Origin of the sequence: Pseudomonas sp. NPDC079367 (genome assembly GCF_044542195.1) — a bacterium.
Taxonomy (GTDB): Bacteria; Pseudomonadota; Gammaproteobacteria; order Pseudomonadales; family Pseudomonadaceae; genus Aquipseudomonas.
This window is the reverse complement of record NZ_JBITTW010000008.1, coordinates 39,253-57,938: the sequence shown is the minus strand read 5'-3', so window position 1 is coordinate 57,938 and position 18,686 is coordinate 39,253. Positions and strand designations below refer to the sequence as shown.

At 62.2% G+C, this 18,686-nt stretch carries 11 protein-coding genes and 1 pseudogene; 8 read left to right on the top strand and 4 right to left on the bottom strand.

The features are described 5' to 3' along the window. Positions 1-178: 178 nt before the first annotated feature. Positions 179-1,516: a SidA/IucD/PvdA family monooxygenase gene (locus ACIGDJ_RS10450; protein WP_313004598.1), complete on the bottom strand. Its 1,338-nt coding sequence runs from the start codon at positions 1,514-1,516 to the stop codon at positions 179-181. A 133-nt stretch (positions 1,517-1,649) separates the two neighbouring features. Beyond that, entirely contained in the window at positions 1,650-2,132 is a 483-nt protein-coding gene (locus ACIGDJ_RS10445) for a sigma-70 family RNA polymerase sigma factor (protein ID WP_016773904.1), read from the bottom strand. A 282-nt stretch (positions 2,133-2,414) separates the two neighbouring features. Between ACIGDJ_RS10445 and ACIGDJ_RS10440 the strand changes: the two genes are divergently transcribed. Genes ACIGDJ_RS10440 through ACIGDJ_RS10430 form a run of 3 tightly spaced genes read left to right on the top strand, consistent with a single transcriptional unit; the run spans position 2,415 to position 6,951 of the window. Further along, positions 2,415-3,578 (top strand): efflux RND transporter periplasmic adaptor subunit, encoded by a 1,164-nt coding sequence (locus ACIGDJ_RS10440; RefSeq protein ID WP_313004593.1) that lies wholly within the window; start codon positions 2,415-2,417, stop codon positions 3,576-3,578. After that, positions 3,579-5,549 carry a MacB family efflux pump subunit gene (locus ACIGDJ_RS10435; protein WP_101160084.1) on the top strand — a complete coding sequence of 657 codons (1,971 nt, stop codon included), beginning with the start codon at positions 3,579-3,581 and terminating at the stop codon, positions 5,547-5,549. It begins immediately after the preceding gene. Between the two features lie 7 nt (positions 5,550-5,556). Next, the gene (locus tag ACIGDJ_RS10430; protein WP_313004588.1) at positions 5,557-6,951 is read left to right on the top strand and encodes an efflux transporter outer membrane subunit; all 1,395 of its coding nucleotides are present in this window, start codon (positions 5,557-5,559) and stop codon (positions 6,949-6,951) included. Between the two features lie 199 nt (positions 6,952-7,150). Here ACIGDJ_RS10430 and ACIGDJ_RS10425 read toward each other — a convergent pair whose 3' ends face one another. Further along, the gene (locus ACIGDJ_RS10425; protein ID WP_397479060.1) at positions 7,151-8,776 is read right to left on the bottom strand and encodes a PvdJ/PvdD/PvdP-like protein; all 1,626 of its coding nucleotides are present in this window, start codon (positions 8,774-8,776) and stop codon (positions 7,151-7,153) included. Positions 8,777-8,983: 207 nt separating this feature from the next. Here ACIGDJ_RS10425 and pvdM point away from each other — a divergent pair, with 207 nt between their 5' ends. The 5 genes from pvdM to ACIGDJ_RS10400 all read left to right on the top strand — a co-directional run bounded on the left by pvdM (position 8,984) and on the right by ACIGDJ_RS10400 (position 16,911). Then, the gene (gene pvdM, locus ACIGDJ_RS10420) at positions 8,984-10,348 is read left to right on the top strand and encodes a pyoverdine-tailoring dipeptidase-like protein PvdM (RefSeq protein WP_313004582.1); all 1,365 of its coding nucleotides are present in this window, start codon (positions 8,984-8,986) and stop codon (positions 10,346-10,348) included. After that, the gene (locus ACIGDJ_RS10415) at positions 10,345-11,631 is read left to right on the top strand and encodes an aminotransferase class V-fold PLP-dependent enzyme (protein ID WP_313004577.1); all 1,287 of its coding nucleotides are present in this window, start codon (positions 10,345-10,347) and stop codon (positions 11,629-11,631) included. The genes pvdM and ACIGDJ_RS10415 overlap by 4 nt, the downstream gene beginning before the upstream one ends. A gap of 34 nt (positions 11,632-11,665) precedes the next feature. Continuing rightward, entirely contained in the window at positions 11,666-12,553 is an 888-nt protein-coding gene (locus tag ACIGDJ_RS10410) for a formylglycine-generating enzyme family protein (RefSeq protein WP_313004573.1), read from the top strand. 109 nt (positions 12,554-12,662) lie between these two features. Next, a complete protein-coding gene (locus ACIGDJ_RS10405) occupies positions 12,663-14,312 on the top strand; it encodes a cyclic peptide export ABC transporter (RefSeq protein WP_313004570.1) in 1,650 nt (549 codons plus the stop codon). A 115-nt stretch (positions 14,313-14,427) separates the two neighbouring features. Next, the gene (locus ACIGDJ_RS10400; RefSeq protein ID WP_397479059.1) at positions 14,428-16,911 is read left to right on the top strand and encodes a TonB-dependent siderophore receptor; all 2,484 of its coding nucleotides are present in this window, start codon (positions 14,428-14,430) and stop codon (positions 16,909-16,911) included. Between the two features lie 778 nt (positions 16,912-17,689). Here the strand turns inward: ACIGDJ_RS10400 and ACIGDJ_RS10395 are convergent. Then, positions 17,690-18,651: pseudogene (locus ACIGDJ_RS10395) on the bottom strand (alpha/beta hydrolase). Between the last annotated feature and the right edge of the window lie 35 nt (positions 18,652-18,686).

Here is an 18,686-nt window from a genome sequence, read left to right as displayed (position 1 = left end):
CTGCGTGGGAATGCAGCCCGGGACGCTCCGCGTCCCTTCCAAAAGCCGAACGCGGAGCGTCCGTTGAGGCATTCCCACGCAGAGCGTGGGAATGATCTAAAACATTTTGCTCTGCCTTCACAGAACCATCGTGGGAGCGGGCTTGCCCGCGAAGGCGGTGTGTCAGGCGCCGCGGAACTCAGCTGGCAGTGGCCAACAACAAATCCGCCACCGAGCGGCTATGCCCGCGCTGCTTGCCATGCTCATACAGCGAGCCGGCGATTTCGTCGGCACGAATCGGCAGCACCGACAGCAGCGTGTCGCTCAGGCCATGGCTGGCCTGGCAGAAGCCCTGCATATAAATGCCGGCCTTGCAGCGTTCATCAGTGATCAGTTTGTAATTGCGATCGACTTCGAACTCACCGAGGTACTCCTCCAGCGGCGCGAGCAACTTGCGGTGCATCTGCCGCTCGTAACCGGTGGCCAGCACCACGGCGTCATAGATTCGCACCGTGACTTCGCCGGTGGCGTTGTTGCGCACGGCCAGTTCGATACCGTTTGCCGTGGCCGTGGCACTTTCGACGGTGGTCAGGGTGCGGAAGGCATGACGGGCAATTCCGGAAACCTTCTGCCGATAGAAGATGCCGTAGATGCGTTCGATCAAGTCGATGTCGACCACCGAATAGTTGGTGTTGTGGTACTCGTTGACCAACCGCTCGCGCTCGACGCTGTTCTGCTGGAACACCAGGTCGGTGAACTCCGGCGAAAACACTTCGTTGACGAACGGGCTGTCGTCCGCAGGCTTCAACGCCGAGCCGCGCAGGATCATGTCGACCTGCACCGACGGGAATGAATCGTTGAGATCGATAAAAGCTTCCGCCGCGCTCTGCCCGCCACCGATGATCGCAATGCTCATCGGCTGATTGTTCACGCACGGCTGCCTGGCCATTTGCGACAGGTATTGCGAATGGTGGAATACCCGGTGATCGCCCTTCAGTGCTTTGAACGCCTCCGGAATGCGCGGTGTGCCGCCAGCGCTGACCACCACCGAACGCGTGGTACGCACGAATTGCTGGCCGTCGCTGCCCCGGGAAATAACCCGCAAGGCTTCGACCTGCTGGTTGTGCAATACCGGTTCGATGAACTGCACTTCTTCGCCATAACGGCTCTGTGCGGTGAACTGCCCGGCCACCCAGCGCAGGTAGTCGTTGTACTCCATGCGGCATGGATAAAAGGTGCCGAGGTTGATGAAATCGACCAGACGCCCGTGGTGCTTGAGGTAGTTGACGAACGAGTAAGGGCTGGTCGGATTGCGCAGGGTCACCAGGTCCTTGAGGAAGGAAATCTGCAACTCGCTCTGCGTCGACAACGTGTTGCCGTGCCAGCTGTAAGTGGCCTGCTTGTCGAGGAACAGCACATCCAGCTCGCCCTGGATCCGGCCGCGTTCCTGCAGAGCGATGGCCAGTGCCAGGTTCGAAGGGCCGAAACCGACGCCGATCAGGTCGTGAACGATGGGCGATGCAATTGCCTGTGTCATTTCCAGTGTCCTCTGGATGAACCCCTCAACGCGGGGAAATAAAGCCTGGGTGGCCTGACCGGCCTGAATCAGGTCAGCAGGTCGTCTGTTGAGTAGGAACGAGGACGATGAAAGGAAATTTAACCGGCGCGGATCACTGGCCATCCCATTGCTGGATGCGCAAGCGGCAATGTTTCATGGCGTTGACGATGTGTTTTTCCACCAGCGCCCGGGAGATGCCGAGGGTCTGGGCGATTTCCGGATGGGACATTCCTTCGATCTTGCGCAGCAGAAAACTGTCGCGGCACAGCGGCGGCAGCTCGGCCAGTGCGCGCTGGAGCATTTCCAGGCGCTGGCCGTGATCAAGGGTGCCGTGGGGTGACGGGGTGAAATAGCGCTCCTCGTTATCGAGCACGTCCAGCGATTCGACCTGACGCAGCGCATTGCGGCGGTGGTCGTCAATGACCAGGTTCAACGCGGTGCGATAGAGGAAGGCGCGGGGTTGTTCGATCGGGACTTCGCTGGAGCGCTCCAGCACGCGTACGTAGGCGTCATGCACCACATCCTCGGCGACCTGACGGTTGCCCAGTCTGGCGTTGAGGAAACACACCAGCTCACGATAGTAGTTCTCCAACATGACTCCCGACCGCATCGATGCCGTTTCTGTCCTTGAGCGCACTGATCAGACCTGCGAATGACGCAGTAGCAAGATAGTGGCAACTTGAGGTGCGTAATTTATAGTAATTCTCATATAGATTTAAAGAGCTGATTCCATATACCGGACAAATAGTGGTGGCCCGGCGTGCAACAGCTCGATGTGTGTGTGCGGCTAAATTCCGTGGCGCATGCCTCGTTTACAGGACAGCCCCTGTGTCTGTCGTGCCTTGCGACGGGCCGCAACCACTGGCCGGAACCCTGCATGAATCGTCCCCGCCCCGCCCGTCGCGCGCTGTTCGCCGCCCTTTGTCTGATTCCCGTGATCGCTGTTGCTGCCTGGCAAGTGTTGCCACCGGGTCGCGACGCCGTTGCCACTGTGCAGGTCAGCCGGGGCGATATCGAAAACAGCGTGACGGCGCTCGGCACCTTGCAGCCGCGCCGCTACGTGGATGTCGGCGCACAGGCTTCGGGGCAGATTCAGAAGATTCACGTCGAGGCTGGCGATACGGTCAAGGAAGGCCAGTTGCTGGTGGAAATCGACCCGTCGACACAGAAAGCCAAGCTCGATGCCGGGCGCTTTTCCATCGAAAACCTCAAGGCGCAGCTGCAGGAGCAGCGCGCGCAGCACGATCTGGCGCAGCAGAAATACCAGCGCCAACAGAAACTCGCCGCCGGTGGCGCCACGCGCGAAGAGGATGTGCAGACCGCCCGCGCCGAGGTTCGCGCAACCCAGGCGCGCATCGACATGTTCCAGGCGCAGATCCGCCAGGCTCAGGCCAGCCTGCGCAGTGACGAGGCGGAACTCGGTTACACGCGCATCTACGCGCCAATGAGCGGGACCGTGGTCGCCGTCGGTGCGCGCGAAGGCCAGACCCTCAACGCGCAACAACAGACCCCGCTGATCCTGCGCATTGCCCGGCTGTCGCCGATGACGGTGTGGGCCGAGGTTTCAGAGGCCGACATCGGCCACGTCAAACCCGGCATGACTGCCTACTTCACCACCCTCAGCGGCGGCACCCGGCGCTGGAGCAGCACCGTGCGGCAGATTTTGCCGGTGCCGCCGCGCCCGCTCGAGCAAAATCAGGGCGGCAGTCCCACCGGTGGTCGCAGCGGCAGCGAACGGGTGGTGTTGTACACCGTGCTGCTTGATGTCGATAACGCCGATCACAGCCTGATGACCGACATGACCGCCCAGGTGTTCTTCGTCGCCGAACAGGCGCAAGACACCCTGACCGTGCCGACTGCTGCCCTGCAACCGGGCTCGCGTCCGCAGTGGCAGCGGGCGCAGATCGTCGCCGCCAACGGTGATATTCAGGCGCGGGACGTACGCACCGGTATCAGCGACCGCCTGCGCACTCAGGTGCTGGAAGGTCTGGCCGAGGGCGAGCATATTCTCAGCGCCCCGGCCAGCGGTCACGGAGGCTGAATGCACACGCCCCTGATCGACCTGCGGCAGATCCGCAAAGCCTACGGCGGTGATGACAGCCCGCTGGTGGAAGTGCTGCGCGGGATCGATCTGTCGATCCACGCCGGCGAGTTCGTCGCCATCGTCGGCGCCTCCGGTTCGGGCAAATCGACGCTGATGAACATTCTTGGTTGCCTCGACCGCCCCACCAGCGGCGAGTATCTGTTCGCCGGGGAAAATGTCGCGCAGCTGGACAGCGATGAATTGGCCTGGCTGCGCCGCGAAGCGTTCGGTTTTGTCTTTCAGGGCTACCACCTGATCCCCTCCGGCTCAGCCCAGGAAAATGTCGAGATGCCGGCCATCTACGCCGGCACCCCGGCCGCCGAGCGGCATGCCCGCGCCTTGGCGCTGCTGCAACGTCTTGGGCTCGGCACTCGCACCGGCAACCGTCCGCATCAACTTTCCGGTGGTCAGCAACAGCGGGTGTCGATTGCCCGCGCGCTGATGAACGGCGGCCACATCATCCTCGCCGACGAACCCACCGGCGCCCTCGACAGCCACAGCGGCGCCGAGGTCATGACCCTGCTTGACGAACTCGCCGATCAGGGCCACGTGGTGATCCTCATCACCCACGACCGGGAAGTGGCGCAGCGAGCCAAACGCATCATCGAAATCCGCGACGGCCTGATCATCAGTGACAGCGCCGAGCAGGCCTGCGCGCCGCCTGTGGTCAATCCCGGCGCGTTGCAAGCGGTTGATCTGCGCCAGCGCCTGAACAACGGCAGCAGCCAGACCGGCGCCTGGAAAGGTGAATTGATCGACGCCGTGCAAGCGGCGTGGCGAGTGATGTGGATCAACCGCTTCCGCACGGCGCTGACGCTGCTGGGCATCATCATTGGCGTGGCGTCAGTGGTGGTCATGCTCGCCGTCGGCGAAGGCAGCAAGCGTCAGGTCATGGCGCAAATGGGCGCGTTCGGTTCCAACATCATCTACCTCAGCGGCTCGGCGCCGAATCCACGCACACCGGAGGGCATCATCACCCTCGACGACGTCGCCGAGCTGTCTGCCCTGCCCCAGGTGGAGCGGATCATGCCGGTCAATGGCTCGACCGCCGGTGTGCGGTTTGGCAACGCCGACCACAGCAGTTACGTCGGCGGCAACGACACCAACTTCCCCGTGATCTTCAATTGGCCGGTGACCCAGGGCAGCTACTTCACCCAGGCCGACGAGGACAGCGCCGCCGCTGTCGCGGTAATCGGCACCAAGGTTCGCGACAAATTGCTCAAGGATGTCGCCGACCCGATCGGTCAATACATCCTCATCGAAAACGTGCCGTTCCAGATCCTTGGCGTGCTCGCCGAAAAAGGCGCCAGCTCCGGCGACTCCGACAGCGACAACCGCATCGCCGTGCCCTATTCGGCGGCGAGCATGCGCCTGTTCGGCAGTCGCAACCCGCAATACGTGGTGATCGCGGCCAAGGATGCGCGCAAGGTCAAGGACGCCGAACAGGCCATCGAACAGGCAATGCTGCGTCGGCACCACGGCAAGAAGGATTTCGAGCTGACCAACAATGCCGCGATGATCCAGGCCGAAGCGCGCACGCAAGGCACGCTGTCGCTGATGCTGGGGGCGATTGCGGCGATTTCCCTGCTGGTCGGCGGTATCGGCGTGATGAACATCATGCTCATGACCGTGCGTGAGCGCACCCGCGAGATCGGTATTCGCATGGCCACCGGCGCACGGCAGCGCGACATCCTGCGGCAGTTTCTCACCGAAGCGCTGATGCTGTCGGTGGTCGGCGGTATCGCCGGAATCGGCCTGGCGCTGCTGGTTGGCGGCGTGTTGTTGCTCAGCGGCGTCGCGATCGCCTTTCAAGCGCTGGCAGTGGTCGGCGCGTTTGCCTGTGCGCTGGTCACCGGTGTCATTTTCGGCTTCATGCCGGCCCGCAAAGCTGCCCGGCTCGACCCGGTCACGGCCCTTACCAGTGAATGATCGATCTATGAAAGTGCGACTGACATTTCTCGCCGCCAGCCTGTTGCTGGCGGCCTGCAGCAGCCCGGCGCCGCGCCTCGACAGCGGCGTGCAGCCACCGAGCGCGTGGCAGTCCGCCGACAGCCACGTCGCGCTGCACAGCAATCGGCAATGGTGGACGCAATTCGGCAGCCCCGAGCTGGAGCGGCTGGTGGAACAGGCGCGGCTGGGCAGCTACGACCTCGCCGCCGCCGTGGCGCGGGTCAGACAGGCCGAGGCCAGCGCAACCATCGCCGGCGCCCCGCTGCTGCCCGAACTCAAGGCCGGGCTGAATGCCAACCGGCAGAAACTGATCCACGGCAAGGGCTACAGCCAATTGGATGTCAGCCCGGAGAATCGCTCGCTGGACTATTACGATGCCGAGCTCAGCGCCAGCTACGAAGTCGATTTCTGGGGCGGTAAGCGTGCCGCCCGCGACAGTGCCGTGTTCGGCGTGCAGGCCAGCGAGTTCGACCGCGCCACCGTCGAGCTGACCTTGCTCAGCGGCGTCGCCAACAGTTACACCCAAGCCCTGGCCTTGAGAGAACAGGCGCGCATTGCCGAACTCAATCTGGCCAATGCGCAGAATGTGCTGCACCTGGTGCAGACCCGTTTCGACGCCGGCAGCGCCACCGCGCTGGAACTGGCCCAGCAGAAAAGCTTGGTAGCCGAACAACAGCGTCGCCTGCCACTGGTGCAACAACAGGCGCGTGAAGCGCTGATCAGCCTCGCCGCGCTGCTCGGCCAACCGGTGCAAGCGTTACCACTGCCCGAGCAATCCTTCGCCCAATTGCACTGGCCGGACATCGCCAGTGGCGTGCCGAGCGACTTGCTCAGCCGTCGTCCGGACATCGCCAGTGCCGAGGCCAAACTGGCGGCGGCCCAGGCTGATGTCACCGTCGCCCGCGCGGCGATGCTGCCGAAGATCACCCTGACCGCCAGCCTCGGCAGCGGCGCCGACCTCGCCGCCGACCTGCTGCGCACGACGTTCTACAACCTGTCGTCGGGGCTGACCGCGCCGATTTTCAACAATGGCCGCCTCAGCGCCGAACGCGACAAGGCCAAGGCTCGTCAGGACGAACTGCTGGAGACCTATCGCGGCGCGATTATCAACGGCTTCGCCGACGTCGAAAAAGCCCTCAGCAGCATTCGCGGCCTTGACGAACAACGGCAATGGCAAAGCGAAGAACTGCACCAGGCACAAACCGCCTTCGACATCGCCCAGAGCCGCTACCAGGCCGGCGCCGAAGACCTGCTCATCGTGCTGCAAACCCAGCGCACCCTGTATGCGGCGCAAGACCTGAACGTGCAACTGCGCCTGTCGCGGTTGCAGGCGAGCATTGCCTTGTACAAAGCCTTGGGCGGTGGCTGGGAGGCGATCTGACGGAGATGCGTCGACTGGACTGGCGTCTTCGCGAGCAAGCCCGCTCCCACAATGGAACTGCGCACAGATCACAATTTACGGCACAACAAAGCCCCCCCCTGTAGGAGCTGCCGAAGGCTGCGATCTTTTGATCTTGCTTTTCTGTAGGAGTGAGCCTGCAAGGGATTGCGACCAAGTCAGAGTGTGTGTTGAAACGACTCTAAAGCTGCCGGCCCTTGACCTTCAGATGCCGCGCATACCACGGGCGCTGTGGCACCTTGCGGAACAGCTCGGTCATGTTGTCTTCGTCGCCGAAGGTGATGCGTAGGGCCAGTTTCATGGTTTCCGGGTCCATCTCCACTGAACGTCCGACTTGCAGGCCGGGCACGGTGCTGCAGCCGTGGGTGTCGGGGCCGAGCCAGGGGTCGGCGACTTCCACCCAGCGCCCCGGTGCAAACCATGGCACGCCGTTGACGTGCAGACGTGTCACTTCGCCGGGGTGAAAACGCTCGTGGGCGCGGAACCAGTCTTCCAGGCGATCATCGATCCAGCCATGAAAGCGCCAGAACACCGGATTCACATGGGAGGAAAAAGGGTCGCCGAGAAAGTCGTTTTCCGGCGCATACCAGCGCGCGGCGAAGTCCGCCTGATCGCGCGCCATCGGCACCGGAATGTCATTGGACGGATCACGCGCCACCGAGGCCCAGCGCATGTGAAGCCAGTCGTGCAGGCCCAGTTCGACTTCCGAACCGAACTTGCCAAGGGTCAATTTCGATAAGTAGCGCGGGTCACGGTACTGCGATTCCCATACCAGGAAATTGCTCTGGAAGGTCTCCGCCGCTTTGATGTCGCTGACCCACTTGGTGTACTCGTCATCGCCCTCGGCCAGCCAGGTCGGCGGCAGGGAATTGCCGTCGTGATTGTCGAAATAGCGGGCGAAGCCCTGTCGGTCCCGCTCCAGCTCAGGCTGCGGCTGCGGGAACGCCGGCCAGGAAGGCAAATCCTGCATCGAGCGGGCGATGCCGAGCATGTGCCGGTGCATAAAGAAAAAATCCACGCCCGAGCCATTGCGATCCTTGCTTGGCCCACGGGCATCGCGCTCCTTGTCACGTGGCCCGGGCTGCCAGCCGATGCCGCGCAAGGCTTCGCGTTTTTTCTCCGAGAGCTTGTGCCACTTGTCGCGGGTGGCGTGCCAGAGCTGGTGGAACAACCGATGCTCGGGCGCCACCAGCCAGGCCAACAGTTGCGGATTAAGCCCGGTGCGTTCACGGGCCTCGGGAAAACGCCGCTTGATAGCGATGAACTGATTGTCCTGCTCGGGCAACGCCAACGGCCGGTCCAGACGCAGCACTTGCCCGGTGAACGTGGCGCTGCCGGCATTGCCGAACGCCGCCCAGACTTCATCCAGTTTGACTTTGAATTCATACACCGGCGGCGCAAGTGGCGCATCGGTGCGCAGCAGGCGCCAATACATCTCGGCGCCGTTGCCCGGTGCCAGATCGCCAATGACTTGATAACGCACAGGCCCTTCGGCACGCAGATTCGCGCCGGTGTCGAGATAACCACGCAAGCCGCGCCCACGATGGGCAATGTCTAGAAACAGCTCCAGGCCTTGCGCCGGCAGACCATCAAGCCCTGCCGCCGCACCGGTAAAGCGAATGTCCCAGACCCCACGCAAATTGTCCGCCAGCTGTTGCCCGGCGGTGTCCGCCAGATCGACCGTGGCCTCGCCCGGGGTGATCGGAAACTCCTCGCGAGTCAGTTCACGATGTGCATAAAAAGCGGCAGGCAGCGCGGCGCCCGTGAGTGCCATGCCCGCCATGAACCAGCGTCGAGAGATCGTCATTGCCCTACCTGTGTCAGCCATGAAGCAGGCTTTATCCAAGCTAGAACGTTTGCTCGGCGCGGAAATTTACGCCGCCGGCAATCATCACCCGCGCCGCTGCCGGGCATTTGTAACGCACACCTAAATTAGCCGTGCAGCCACTCGTTCTTCCCAGATAGCAAAGGCCCCTGCGCCTGCACCTCGACGGCGAACCTGAATGAGATGGCAATGACAAAACCGCGTTGGAAAAAGGCTCTATTCATCGGCCTGCCGCTGGCCCTGGCGATCAGTGCCGGCGCAGGATTTCTGGCCTGGGATTACCTGAACAACCCCGGCTACCCGGTGAAGGTGATGAAACAGGCGAGCGAGTTGCAGGATCGCCTGCTGTCGTTCGACAGCCACATCACCGTGCCGCTGAGTTTCGGCAGCCACGATCACGAAGCCGACAAGGATGGCTCGGGCCAGTTCGACCTGGTCAAGGCCAATCGCGGACGCTTGTCCGGCGCAGCATTGACGGTGTTCGGCTGGCCGGAAATGTGGAACGGCCCGAACGCCCCTCACCGTCCGACCGAGGGTTTTGTCGAAGAGGCGCGCAACCAGCAGGAAGTGCGCTACAAGATCATTTCCGGGATTGTCCGCGACTTTCCCAATCAGGCCGGCATCGCCTACACACCGGATGATTTCCGCCGTCTGCACGGCGAAGGCAAGTTTGCGATTTTCATCAGCATGCTCAACGCCTACCCGCTGGGCAATGATCTGAGCAAGCTCGACCTGTGGGCCGGGCGCGGCATGCGCATGTTCGGTTTCAGTTACATCGGCAACAACAGCTGGGCCGACTCGTCGCGGCCGCTGCCGTTTTTCAATGATTCGCCCGACGCCCTTGATGGTCTCTCGGATATCGGCAAACAAGCGGTGCAGCGCTTGAACGATCTGGGCGTGATCATCGACGTGTCGCAGATGTCGACCAAAGCCCTCGAGCAAGTCGCCGAACTGAGCCGCACACCGCTGGTGGCCTCGCATTCGGCGCCCCGGGCGGCGGTGGATATCCCGCGCAACCTCAGCGACAAAGAACTGCGACTGATCAAGAACAGTGGCGGCGTGGTGCAAGTGGTCGCTTTCTCGCAGTACCTCAAACCCCTGACTCAGGGCACGCAGGACAAACTCAATGCGCTGCGTGCGCGCTTCGATCTGCCGCCACTGCCTGATCTGGCCATGGCGCTGATGCCGGGCGATCCGATCATCACCGCCTGGTCGGAGCAGAAGCTCGGCCAGTACGCCAGCGGCCTCTACGCGATCCTCGAAGAAGAACCGAAAGCCACTCTCAAGGACTTCGGCGACGCCATCGATTACACGGTGCGCAAGATCGGTATCGACCACGTCGGCATTGCTTCTGACTTCAACGATGGCGGCGGCATCAAGGGCTGGGAAAACGTCGGCGAAATCCGCAACGTCACCGCCGAACTGCTGCAGCGCGGCTACTCCGAAGCGGACATCGCCAAGCTCTGGGGCGGCAACTTCATGCGCGTCTGGGATCAGGTACAAAAAGCCGCGAAACCGGCGCTGGCGTCACGCCAGGAGGTGGCTCGGCCATGACCGATCGTCGCACTTTTCTCAAGCAGGCCGGCCTGCTCGCCGCCGCCCTGCCCCTGGGCGCCAGCCTGACTGCACCGGCGGCCGTCGCGGCCGTGCCGACTGCGTCGCGGGACAAATGGGCGCAGTTGCGTCAAATGTTCGATCAGGATCCTCAGGCGATTCACTTCGCCAATTTCCTCGTCACCTCACATCCCAAACCGGTGCGCGAAGCGATCGAACGCCATCGCGCAGCGCTGGATCTGAATCCGGGTCTGGCGATGGATTGGGATCTGGGCGTCACCGAGAAACGCGAAGAAAACGTGCGCCACTGGGCCGGCCAGTATCTGCAAGCCAAACCGGCGCAGATCGCCCTGACCGGCAGCACCACCGAAGGCCTGGCGATGATCTACGGCAGTGTGCAGGTGCGCGCGGATCAGGAAATTCTCACCACGGTTCACGAGCATTATTCGACGCGCAACATCCTCGATTTTCGCAGCCGTCGCGACGGCACGCGCGTGCGCAAACTCAAGCTGTTCAAAACCCCGCAGCGCATTTCTCTGGATCAGGTGCTCGATACCATCAATCGCAACATTCGCCCCGAGACCCGCGTCCTGGGCATGACCTGGGTGCATTCGGGCAGCGGCGTGAAGCTGCCGATCAGCGAGATCTCGCGACTGGTCGATGAGCACAACCGCCAGCGCGACGACCAGGATCGGCTGATCTACGTGGTTGATGGCGTGCACGGTTTCGGCGTCGACGACCTGAGTTTCCCGCAGATGAACTGCGATTTTTTCATCGCCGGCACGCACAAGTGGATGTTCGGCCCACGGGGCACCGGCATCGTCTGCAGCCGCACCGAAGAACTGAAATACGTCAGCCCCAGCGTGCCGACCTTCTCCGAGGCCACAGCCTTCTCGACCATCATGACCCCGGGCGGCTACCACGCCTTCGAACATCGCTGGGCGCTGGACGAAGCCTTCAAGTTGCACCTGCAACTGGGCAAGGCCGAGGTGCAGACGCGCATTCATCAGCTCAACAGTTACCTCAAGCAACGCTTGCAGGAGCACCGCAACATCGAACTGGTGACCCCGCTCGATGCGCAGTTTTCCGCCGGCTTCACTTTCTTCCGGATCAAGGGCCAGGACAGCGACGAAGCTGCCGCTTATCTGATGCAAAACCGGGTGATCTGCGACGCAGTCAGCCGCGATGTCGGGCCGGTGATCCGGACCGCGCCGGGTTTGCTCAACAGCGAAGCCGAAGTGGACCGCTTCATGAACATCCTCGGCAAAAAACTGCGCGCCTGACCCGACTGCCGTTTTCCTTTCAAAGAGACGACCCATGAAAAAGCCTCACGCGTCACTCCTCTCCAAAGCCCTGCCCGCACTGGCGCTAAGCGCCCTCTGCGCTGCGCTGTTGCCCGGCAGCGCGCAGGCGTCGACCGCGCCCGCTGCGGGCAAAGTGTTCAAGGACTGCAAGGACTGCCCGGAAATGGTCGTGCTGCCAACCGGCAGCTACACCATGGGCACGCCGGATGATGAAGTCGGCCGCCAACCCGACGAAGGCCCGCTGCACACGGTGACGTTCAGCAAACCGTTCGCTATCAGCCGCTCGCAGGTGCTGGTGGGTGAATGGGACGCCTACGTGCGCGAGACCGGCAACAAGCCCTACGACTTCGATGACCGTCCCGGCCGCCGCTGCACCGCCGGCAAGCCGGAATTCAAACAGACGCCCCGCGACCCGGCGGTGTGCATGAACGTCGCCGAAGCCCAGGGCTACATCGACTGGCTGTCGAAAAAAACCGGCCACGCCTATCGCCTGCAAAGCGAATCGATCCGCGAATACGCCGCCCGTGGCGGCAGCGGCGGGCCTTTCCCCTTCCCGTTCGATGAGGGCAAGGATTACCAGATTGCCAAACACGCCAACACTTATGGCGCGGCTGACGGCTACAACTTCACCTCGCCGGCCGGCACCTTCCCGGCCAATGCGTTTGGTGTGTTCGACGCCCACGGCAACGTCTACGAGTGGACCGCCGACTGCTATCACCCGGACTACTCCGGCGTCCCCGCCGACGGTCGCCCATGGACTCAGGAGAACTGCGAACGCCAGGTCATGCGCGGCAACGACTGGGGCGAGGCGCCGATTTTCTCGCGCTCGGGCAACCGCAACAGCAGCTGGCCGACCAGCAAAGGCGACTGGCTGGGCTTTCGCGTAGTGCGCGACCTTTGATCCCGCCCTCGACGAGCGCAGCCGCGCCTGCGCTCGTTTAAAGAAACTCCGCGACCATTCGTTTTCCTTAAGTACCGGCACTCCCTCCGCATCGAAGCAGGAATCCTCCATGACCAAGCCTACGCGTGGGGCGATCAACGAATTGTTCGCCCTGCTCAAGCCCTTCCGCCTGATCGTTTCGGCGTCCATCCTGCTCGGCATGCTCGGCGGCCTGAGCGTCACCGTGCTGCTGGCGACCATCAACAACGCCCTGCATTCCGATGACGGCCTGACCCGCACCGTGGTGATGATCTTTGCTGGCCTCTGTGCTCTGGCCCTGCTGACCACGATCCTGTCGGACATCGGCACCAATTACGTCGGCCAGCACATCATTGCCAAATTGCGCAAAGAGCTGGGAGAGAAAGTCCTGTCGGCGCCGATCGACCAGATCGAACGCTACCGCAGCCATCGCCTGATTCCGGTGCTGACCCACGACGTCGACACCATCAGCGACTTCGCCTTCGCCTTCGCGCCCCTGGCGATCTCCATGACCGTGACCCTTGGCTGCCTCGGCTATCTGGCAATGCTGTCGTGGCCGATGTTCCTGATGATGCTGGTGGCCATCGCCATCGGCACCACTATCCAGGCGATTGCACGGGCCAAGGGCATGCGCGGCTTTTACGCCGCCCGCGACTCTGAAGACGAATTGCAAAAGCACTACAACGCGATCGCCGAAGGTGCCAAGGAACTGCGTATCCACCGCCCGCGCCGTCAGCGCATGTTCGTCGCCGGCATTCAGAAAACCGCCGAGAAAATCTGCGACACACAGATAAAATCGATCAACACGTTCGTCATCGCCAAGTCGTTTGGTTCGATGCTGTTTTTCGTAGTCATTGGCATGGCCCTGGCCCTGCAATCGCTGTGGCCGAGTGCCGACAAAGCGGTGATGAGCGGTTTCGTTCTGGTGCTGCTGTACATGAAGGGGCCGCTGGAACACCTGATCAGCACCTTGCCAATCATCAGCCGTGCGCAGATTGCCTTCCGCCGCATCGCCGAACTCAGCGAACAGTTCTCCTCGCCGGAACCGCACCTGCTGCTGCAGGACCAGGGCAGCAAGCCGGCCGCCGTCAACAGGCTGGAACTGCGCAACGTGCGCTACGCCTTCCCGGCCGTGGAAGGCAGCGAACCCTTCCGTCTCGGGCCGGTGAACCTGCGCATCGAACAGGGCGACATTGTGTTTATCGTCGGTGAGAACGGCTGCGGCAAAACCACCCTGATCAAATTGCTCCTGGGCCTGTACGCGCCGACCGAGGGCGAAATCTGCGTCAACGACAAGCCGATCACTGCGGTCAACCGCGACGATTACCGGCAGAACTTCACCACGATCTTCGCCGACTACTACCTGTTCGATGACTTGATCCAGGGCGATCGTGAAGTGCCGCAGGATGCCACCCGCTACCTCGAACGGCTGGAGATCGCGCACAAGGTCAGCGTGCGCGACGGCGCGTTCAGCACCACCGACCTGTCCACCGGTCAGCGCAAACGCCTGGCACTGGTCAATGCCTGGCTCGAAGAGCGGCCGGTGCTGGTGTTCGATGAATGGGCGGCGGATCAGGACCCGACCTTCCGGCGGATCTTCTATACCGAGCTGCTGCCCGACCTCAAGCGTCTGGGCAAAACCATCATCGTGATTTCACACGACGACCGTTACTTCGACGTCGCCGATCAGCTCGTGCGCATGGAGGCCGGCAAGGTCAGAAGCGAACTGCAACCCGCTTGATCGAGGCAGCCGTGGCCAGGCCGGAGAAAAAACTTTTCCGGTTTGCCGCGGCTTCCTCGTCTTAATGAGATGAATAAGAACCATTAACAACTATACCTGCCAAGGTCTTAACCTCATGTCCGCATCCCGTTTCATGCTTCGCCCTCTGACTCGAGCCCTGCCGATGCACGGCGCGACCCGCACTCGCCTGGCCGGTAGCGGCCTGGGTCTGGCACTGACCCTCGCGGCAGCGCCGTATGTCCAGGCCCAGGAATGGACGTTGAACATACCGGCCCAACCGCTGGCCCAGGCCCTGCAGACCCTTGGTCAGCAGACCAGCCTGCAAATCGTCTACAGCCCGGAGAGCCTGCAAGGCCTGCGCTCCAGCGCCCTCAACGGCCGCTATCAGGATGACGAGTCGCTCAAGGCCATGCTCAGCGGCACCGGCATCCGCTATCAGCGTGACGGCAACACCGTCACCGTGCTCGGCCCGGCCACCAGCGGCAGTGCGATGGAGCTGGCGCCGACCAACGTCAACGCCAACCGCCTCGGCGCCACCACCGAAGGCAGCAACTCCTACACCACCGGCGGCGTGACCATCGGCAAGGGCGTGCACTCGCTCAAAGACACACCGCAGTCGGTCACGGTGATGACCCGCAAGATGCTCGATGACCAGAACCTCAACACCATCGAACAGGTAATGGAGAAGACCCCGGGCATCACCGTCTACGACTCGCCCATGGGCGGCAAGTATTTTTACTCGCGCGGTTTCCGCATGACCGGCCAGTACCAGTACGACGGCGTGCCGCTGGATATCGGCAGCAGCTACGTGCAGGCGGACAGCTTCAACAGCGACATGGCCATCTACGACCGCGTGGAAATCCTTCGCGGCGCGGCGGGCATGATGAAGGGCGCGGGCGGCACCGCCGGCGGCGTCAACTTCGTGCGCAAGCGCGGCCAGGACACCCCGCACACGCAGCTGTCGCTGTCGGCCGGGACCTGGGACAACTACCGCGGCCAGGTCGACACCGGCGGCCCGCTGAACGACGCCGGCACTGTCCGTGGCCGCGCCGTGGTGACCCAGCAGACCCGTCAGTATTTCTACGATGTGGCTGAACGCCGCGACCAGATCTACTACGGCGCCCTGGACTTCGACCTCAGCCCCGACACCACCCTAGGTCTGGGCATGGCCTATGAAGACGTCGACGCCACCCCGTGCTGGGGCGGCCTGCCGCGCTACGCCGACGGCTCCGACCTGCACCTGAAACGCTCCACCTGCCTGAACACCTCGTGGAACAACCAGCGCAGCAAACGCGCCACCTACTTCGCCGACGTCAAACACCAGTTCAACGATGACTGGTCGCTGAAAGTTGCCGGTGTCTACTCGCGCAACACTCAGGACATGGAATATTCCTTCCCGAGCGGCACAGTGCCGTTGGGCGCGACCGCCACCAACACGCTGATGCTTGGCAGTACCTATGACTACGACCAGCGCGACTACGGTTTCGATGCTTACGTCGACGGCAAATTCGACGCCTTCGGCCAGCAGCACGAACTGATCGTCGGCGCCAACGCCAGCCGTTCGCACAAGGACGACTTCTATGCGGTGGCGGCATTGCCACAGCGCCAGAACGTGTTCAACCCGAACCACAACATCCCGCAGCCGGATGAAAGCTACTACCTGGCCAACGCCTCCCGTGGCGGCCCGGTGGACATGCACATCAAGCAATACGGCGCTTACTCGATCGCCCGCCTGAAACTCGCCGACCCGATGACCCTGGTACTCGGCAGCCGGGTCAGCTGGTACAAATCCGACACCGACTCGGTGCAGTACTTCCGTGGCGAAGGCACCGAGGTCAACACCCAGTCCACCGAAACCGGCCAGGTCACGCCGTTCGCCGGCCTGCTCTACGACCTCAACGACAATCTGACCGCCTACGCCAGCTACACCGACATTTTCACCCCGCAAGGTTCGTACAAGACCATCGACGGCAGCACGCTCAAGCCGCTGATTGGCCAGAGTTACGAGCTGGGGATCAAGGGTGAGTGGTACGACGGTCGCTTGAACACCACGTTCAACCTGTTCCGCACCATTCAGAAAGACGCGGCCCAGGATGATCTGCGGTGCGCAGACAGTTCCTGCCAGATCAACTCCGGCAAGGTCCGCGCCCAGGGCTTTGAGGCTGAAGTCAGCGGTGAAGTGATCGACCGCCTGCAATTGCTGGCCGGTTATACCTACACCCAGACCAAAGTGCTGGAAGACGCCGATGCTACTCAGGATGGCGCGGTCTACAACTCTTACGTGCCGCGTCACCTGTTGCGCGTCTGGGGTGATTACGCCCTGAGCGGGCCGCTGGACCTTGTGACCATTGGTGCGGGTGTCAATGCGCAGACAGGCACCTACCGGGTTTCGCCTTTTGGCGGAGACAATGTCGACGGCGCGGGTTATGCGGTGTGGAACGGTCGCATTGGTTATCGGATTGACGACACCTGGTCGGTGGCGTTGAACGGCAATAACCTGTTCGACAAGCGTTATTACGCGACCATTGGTACCGAGGGGTTCGGTAACTTCTACGGGGATCCGCGCAATTTTGTGATGTCGGTGAAGGCTGATTTCTGATTTTTTGATTTGAGCTGTGAGAGAGCCCCGCATTGTGAGATGCGGGGCTTTTTGGTTTTGTTTTTTGGGATTGGGGACATATCCGTTGTTGCGGGTGCCGCCGCTGGCGGTTTCGCTCTTACAGCGAGTCACCTTTTTCAAACGCCGGAGTGCCGGCCCAGCAAAAAGGTAACCCAAAAGGCTTTGCCCCGGCGTACGGCCCGCTCGCTAAAGCTCGGGGTACCTTCGTTACGGGACCGATCCTGTAACGAAGCCTGCCGAAGGGGAAATAGATCAAGGGCCGGGTCAAAAGCCAAAGCAAAAACAAAAGCAAAAGCCAGATCAAAAGATCGCAGCCTTCGGCAGCTCCTACAGTTGGATCGCGTGAATTCGATAGGAATTGGTTGCCTCGCAGATCGCCTTCGCGAGCAGGCTCGCTCCCACAAAAGCAAAAGCAAGGCAGCGCAGCTGCCCGCGGCGAAGCCGCACCACTCAACAATGAGCGCAAGCTCGAGTGCTCTTGATCTTGATCCACCGGCGACGTCGGAAGGCTGAGTGGAGGGATTGATCCGGGCGTGGGAGCGCAGCGACCGTCTGGCGCAGCCAGACACAGCGGAAGGAGGTGCAGCGAAGCAAACCGGAGCCGCTGCGCCCGGATCGATCCCGTAGCGAAGGAACCCGAGCCTGCGAGGGCCGAACGCAGGAGCTAGCGTTTTTTGCTTACTTTTTTTGGCGCTTGTAAAAAAGTAAGTCGCCGTCAGGCGAAACCGCCAGCAGCCGCTACCAAAGCAACGGATATTCACCCAACCTCAAAACCCCGCGCAAGCGCCCCACCCACTCGCAAATAAACCTCCATAACCCCAGGCACCACCGCCCCCAACCGCAACAAATCATGAGTCAACCCGGCACAAACCTCGACCTCGACCGCCCCCCCTGCCCGCGCAGCCTGTCAACATAAGCCTGCCCCTCATCCAGCAACGGATCAAACCCGGCCAATACCACAATAGCCGGCGCAACCCCACGCAAATCCTCAGCCAGCAACGGCGAAAAACGCCAATCCAGATAATCCTCCGGCCCTCGCGCACAATGCTGATAAAACCACTCCAACGTGTCGTTCTCGAGCAAATACCCCTCGCCAAACAACAGCCGCGAATCATGCACCCGCGAAGCATCGGTCACCGGATAACACAACAACTGCACCTTGGGCGCGATAGCCACCGTGTGCGGTTGCCGCACAGCCTGAATCGCCAGCACCGTCGCCAGCGTAGCGCCTGCGCTATCACCGCCAAACGCGACCCGCGAACAATCCAGGCCGAGGCTCGCAGCCTGTTCGGCCAGCCACGACAAAGCGTCTTCGCCATCCTCCAGCGCCGTCGGAAAGCGATGCTCCGGCGCCAGTCGATAACCGACCGAAAGCACCGCACACGGCGTGCGCTGGCAAAACTCGCGGCAGACGCCGTCGTGGGAATCCAGACTGCCAACCACAAACCCTCCACCGTGGAAATACACCAGCACCGGCAGCGGCGATTCAACACCGTTGGGCCGATACAAACGCAACGCCAGCGCCGCGCCATCCCGGGCCTGTGTTTCGATCTCGGTGACTTCAAGATCCTGCGGCGCCGGCCAGCGCAGTTGCGCGGTGGTCTGTTCGAAAGTGGCGCGGGCCTCGCTCGGGGTCAGTTGGTGCATGGCCGGCAGGCCGGCGTCCTGGCTGTCTTGAGCGAGGTCGAGGAAAGCTTCCAGATCAGGGTGTAACGACATCGATAAAAATCCTTGTATCCGCAATAAGACGGGCG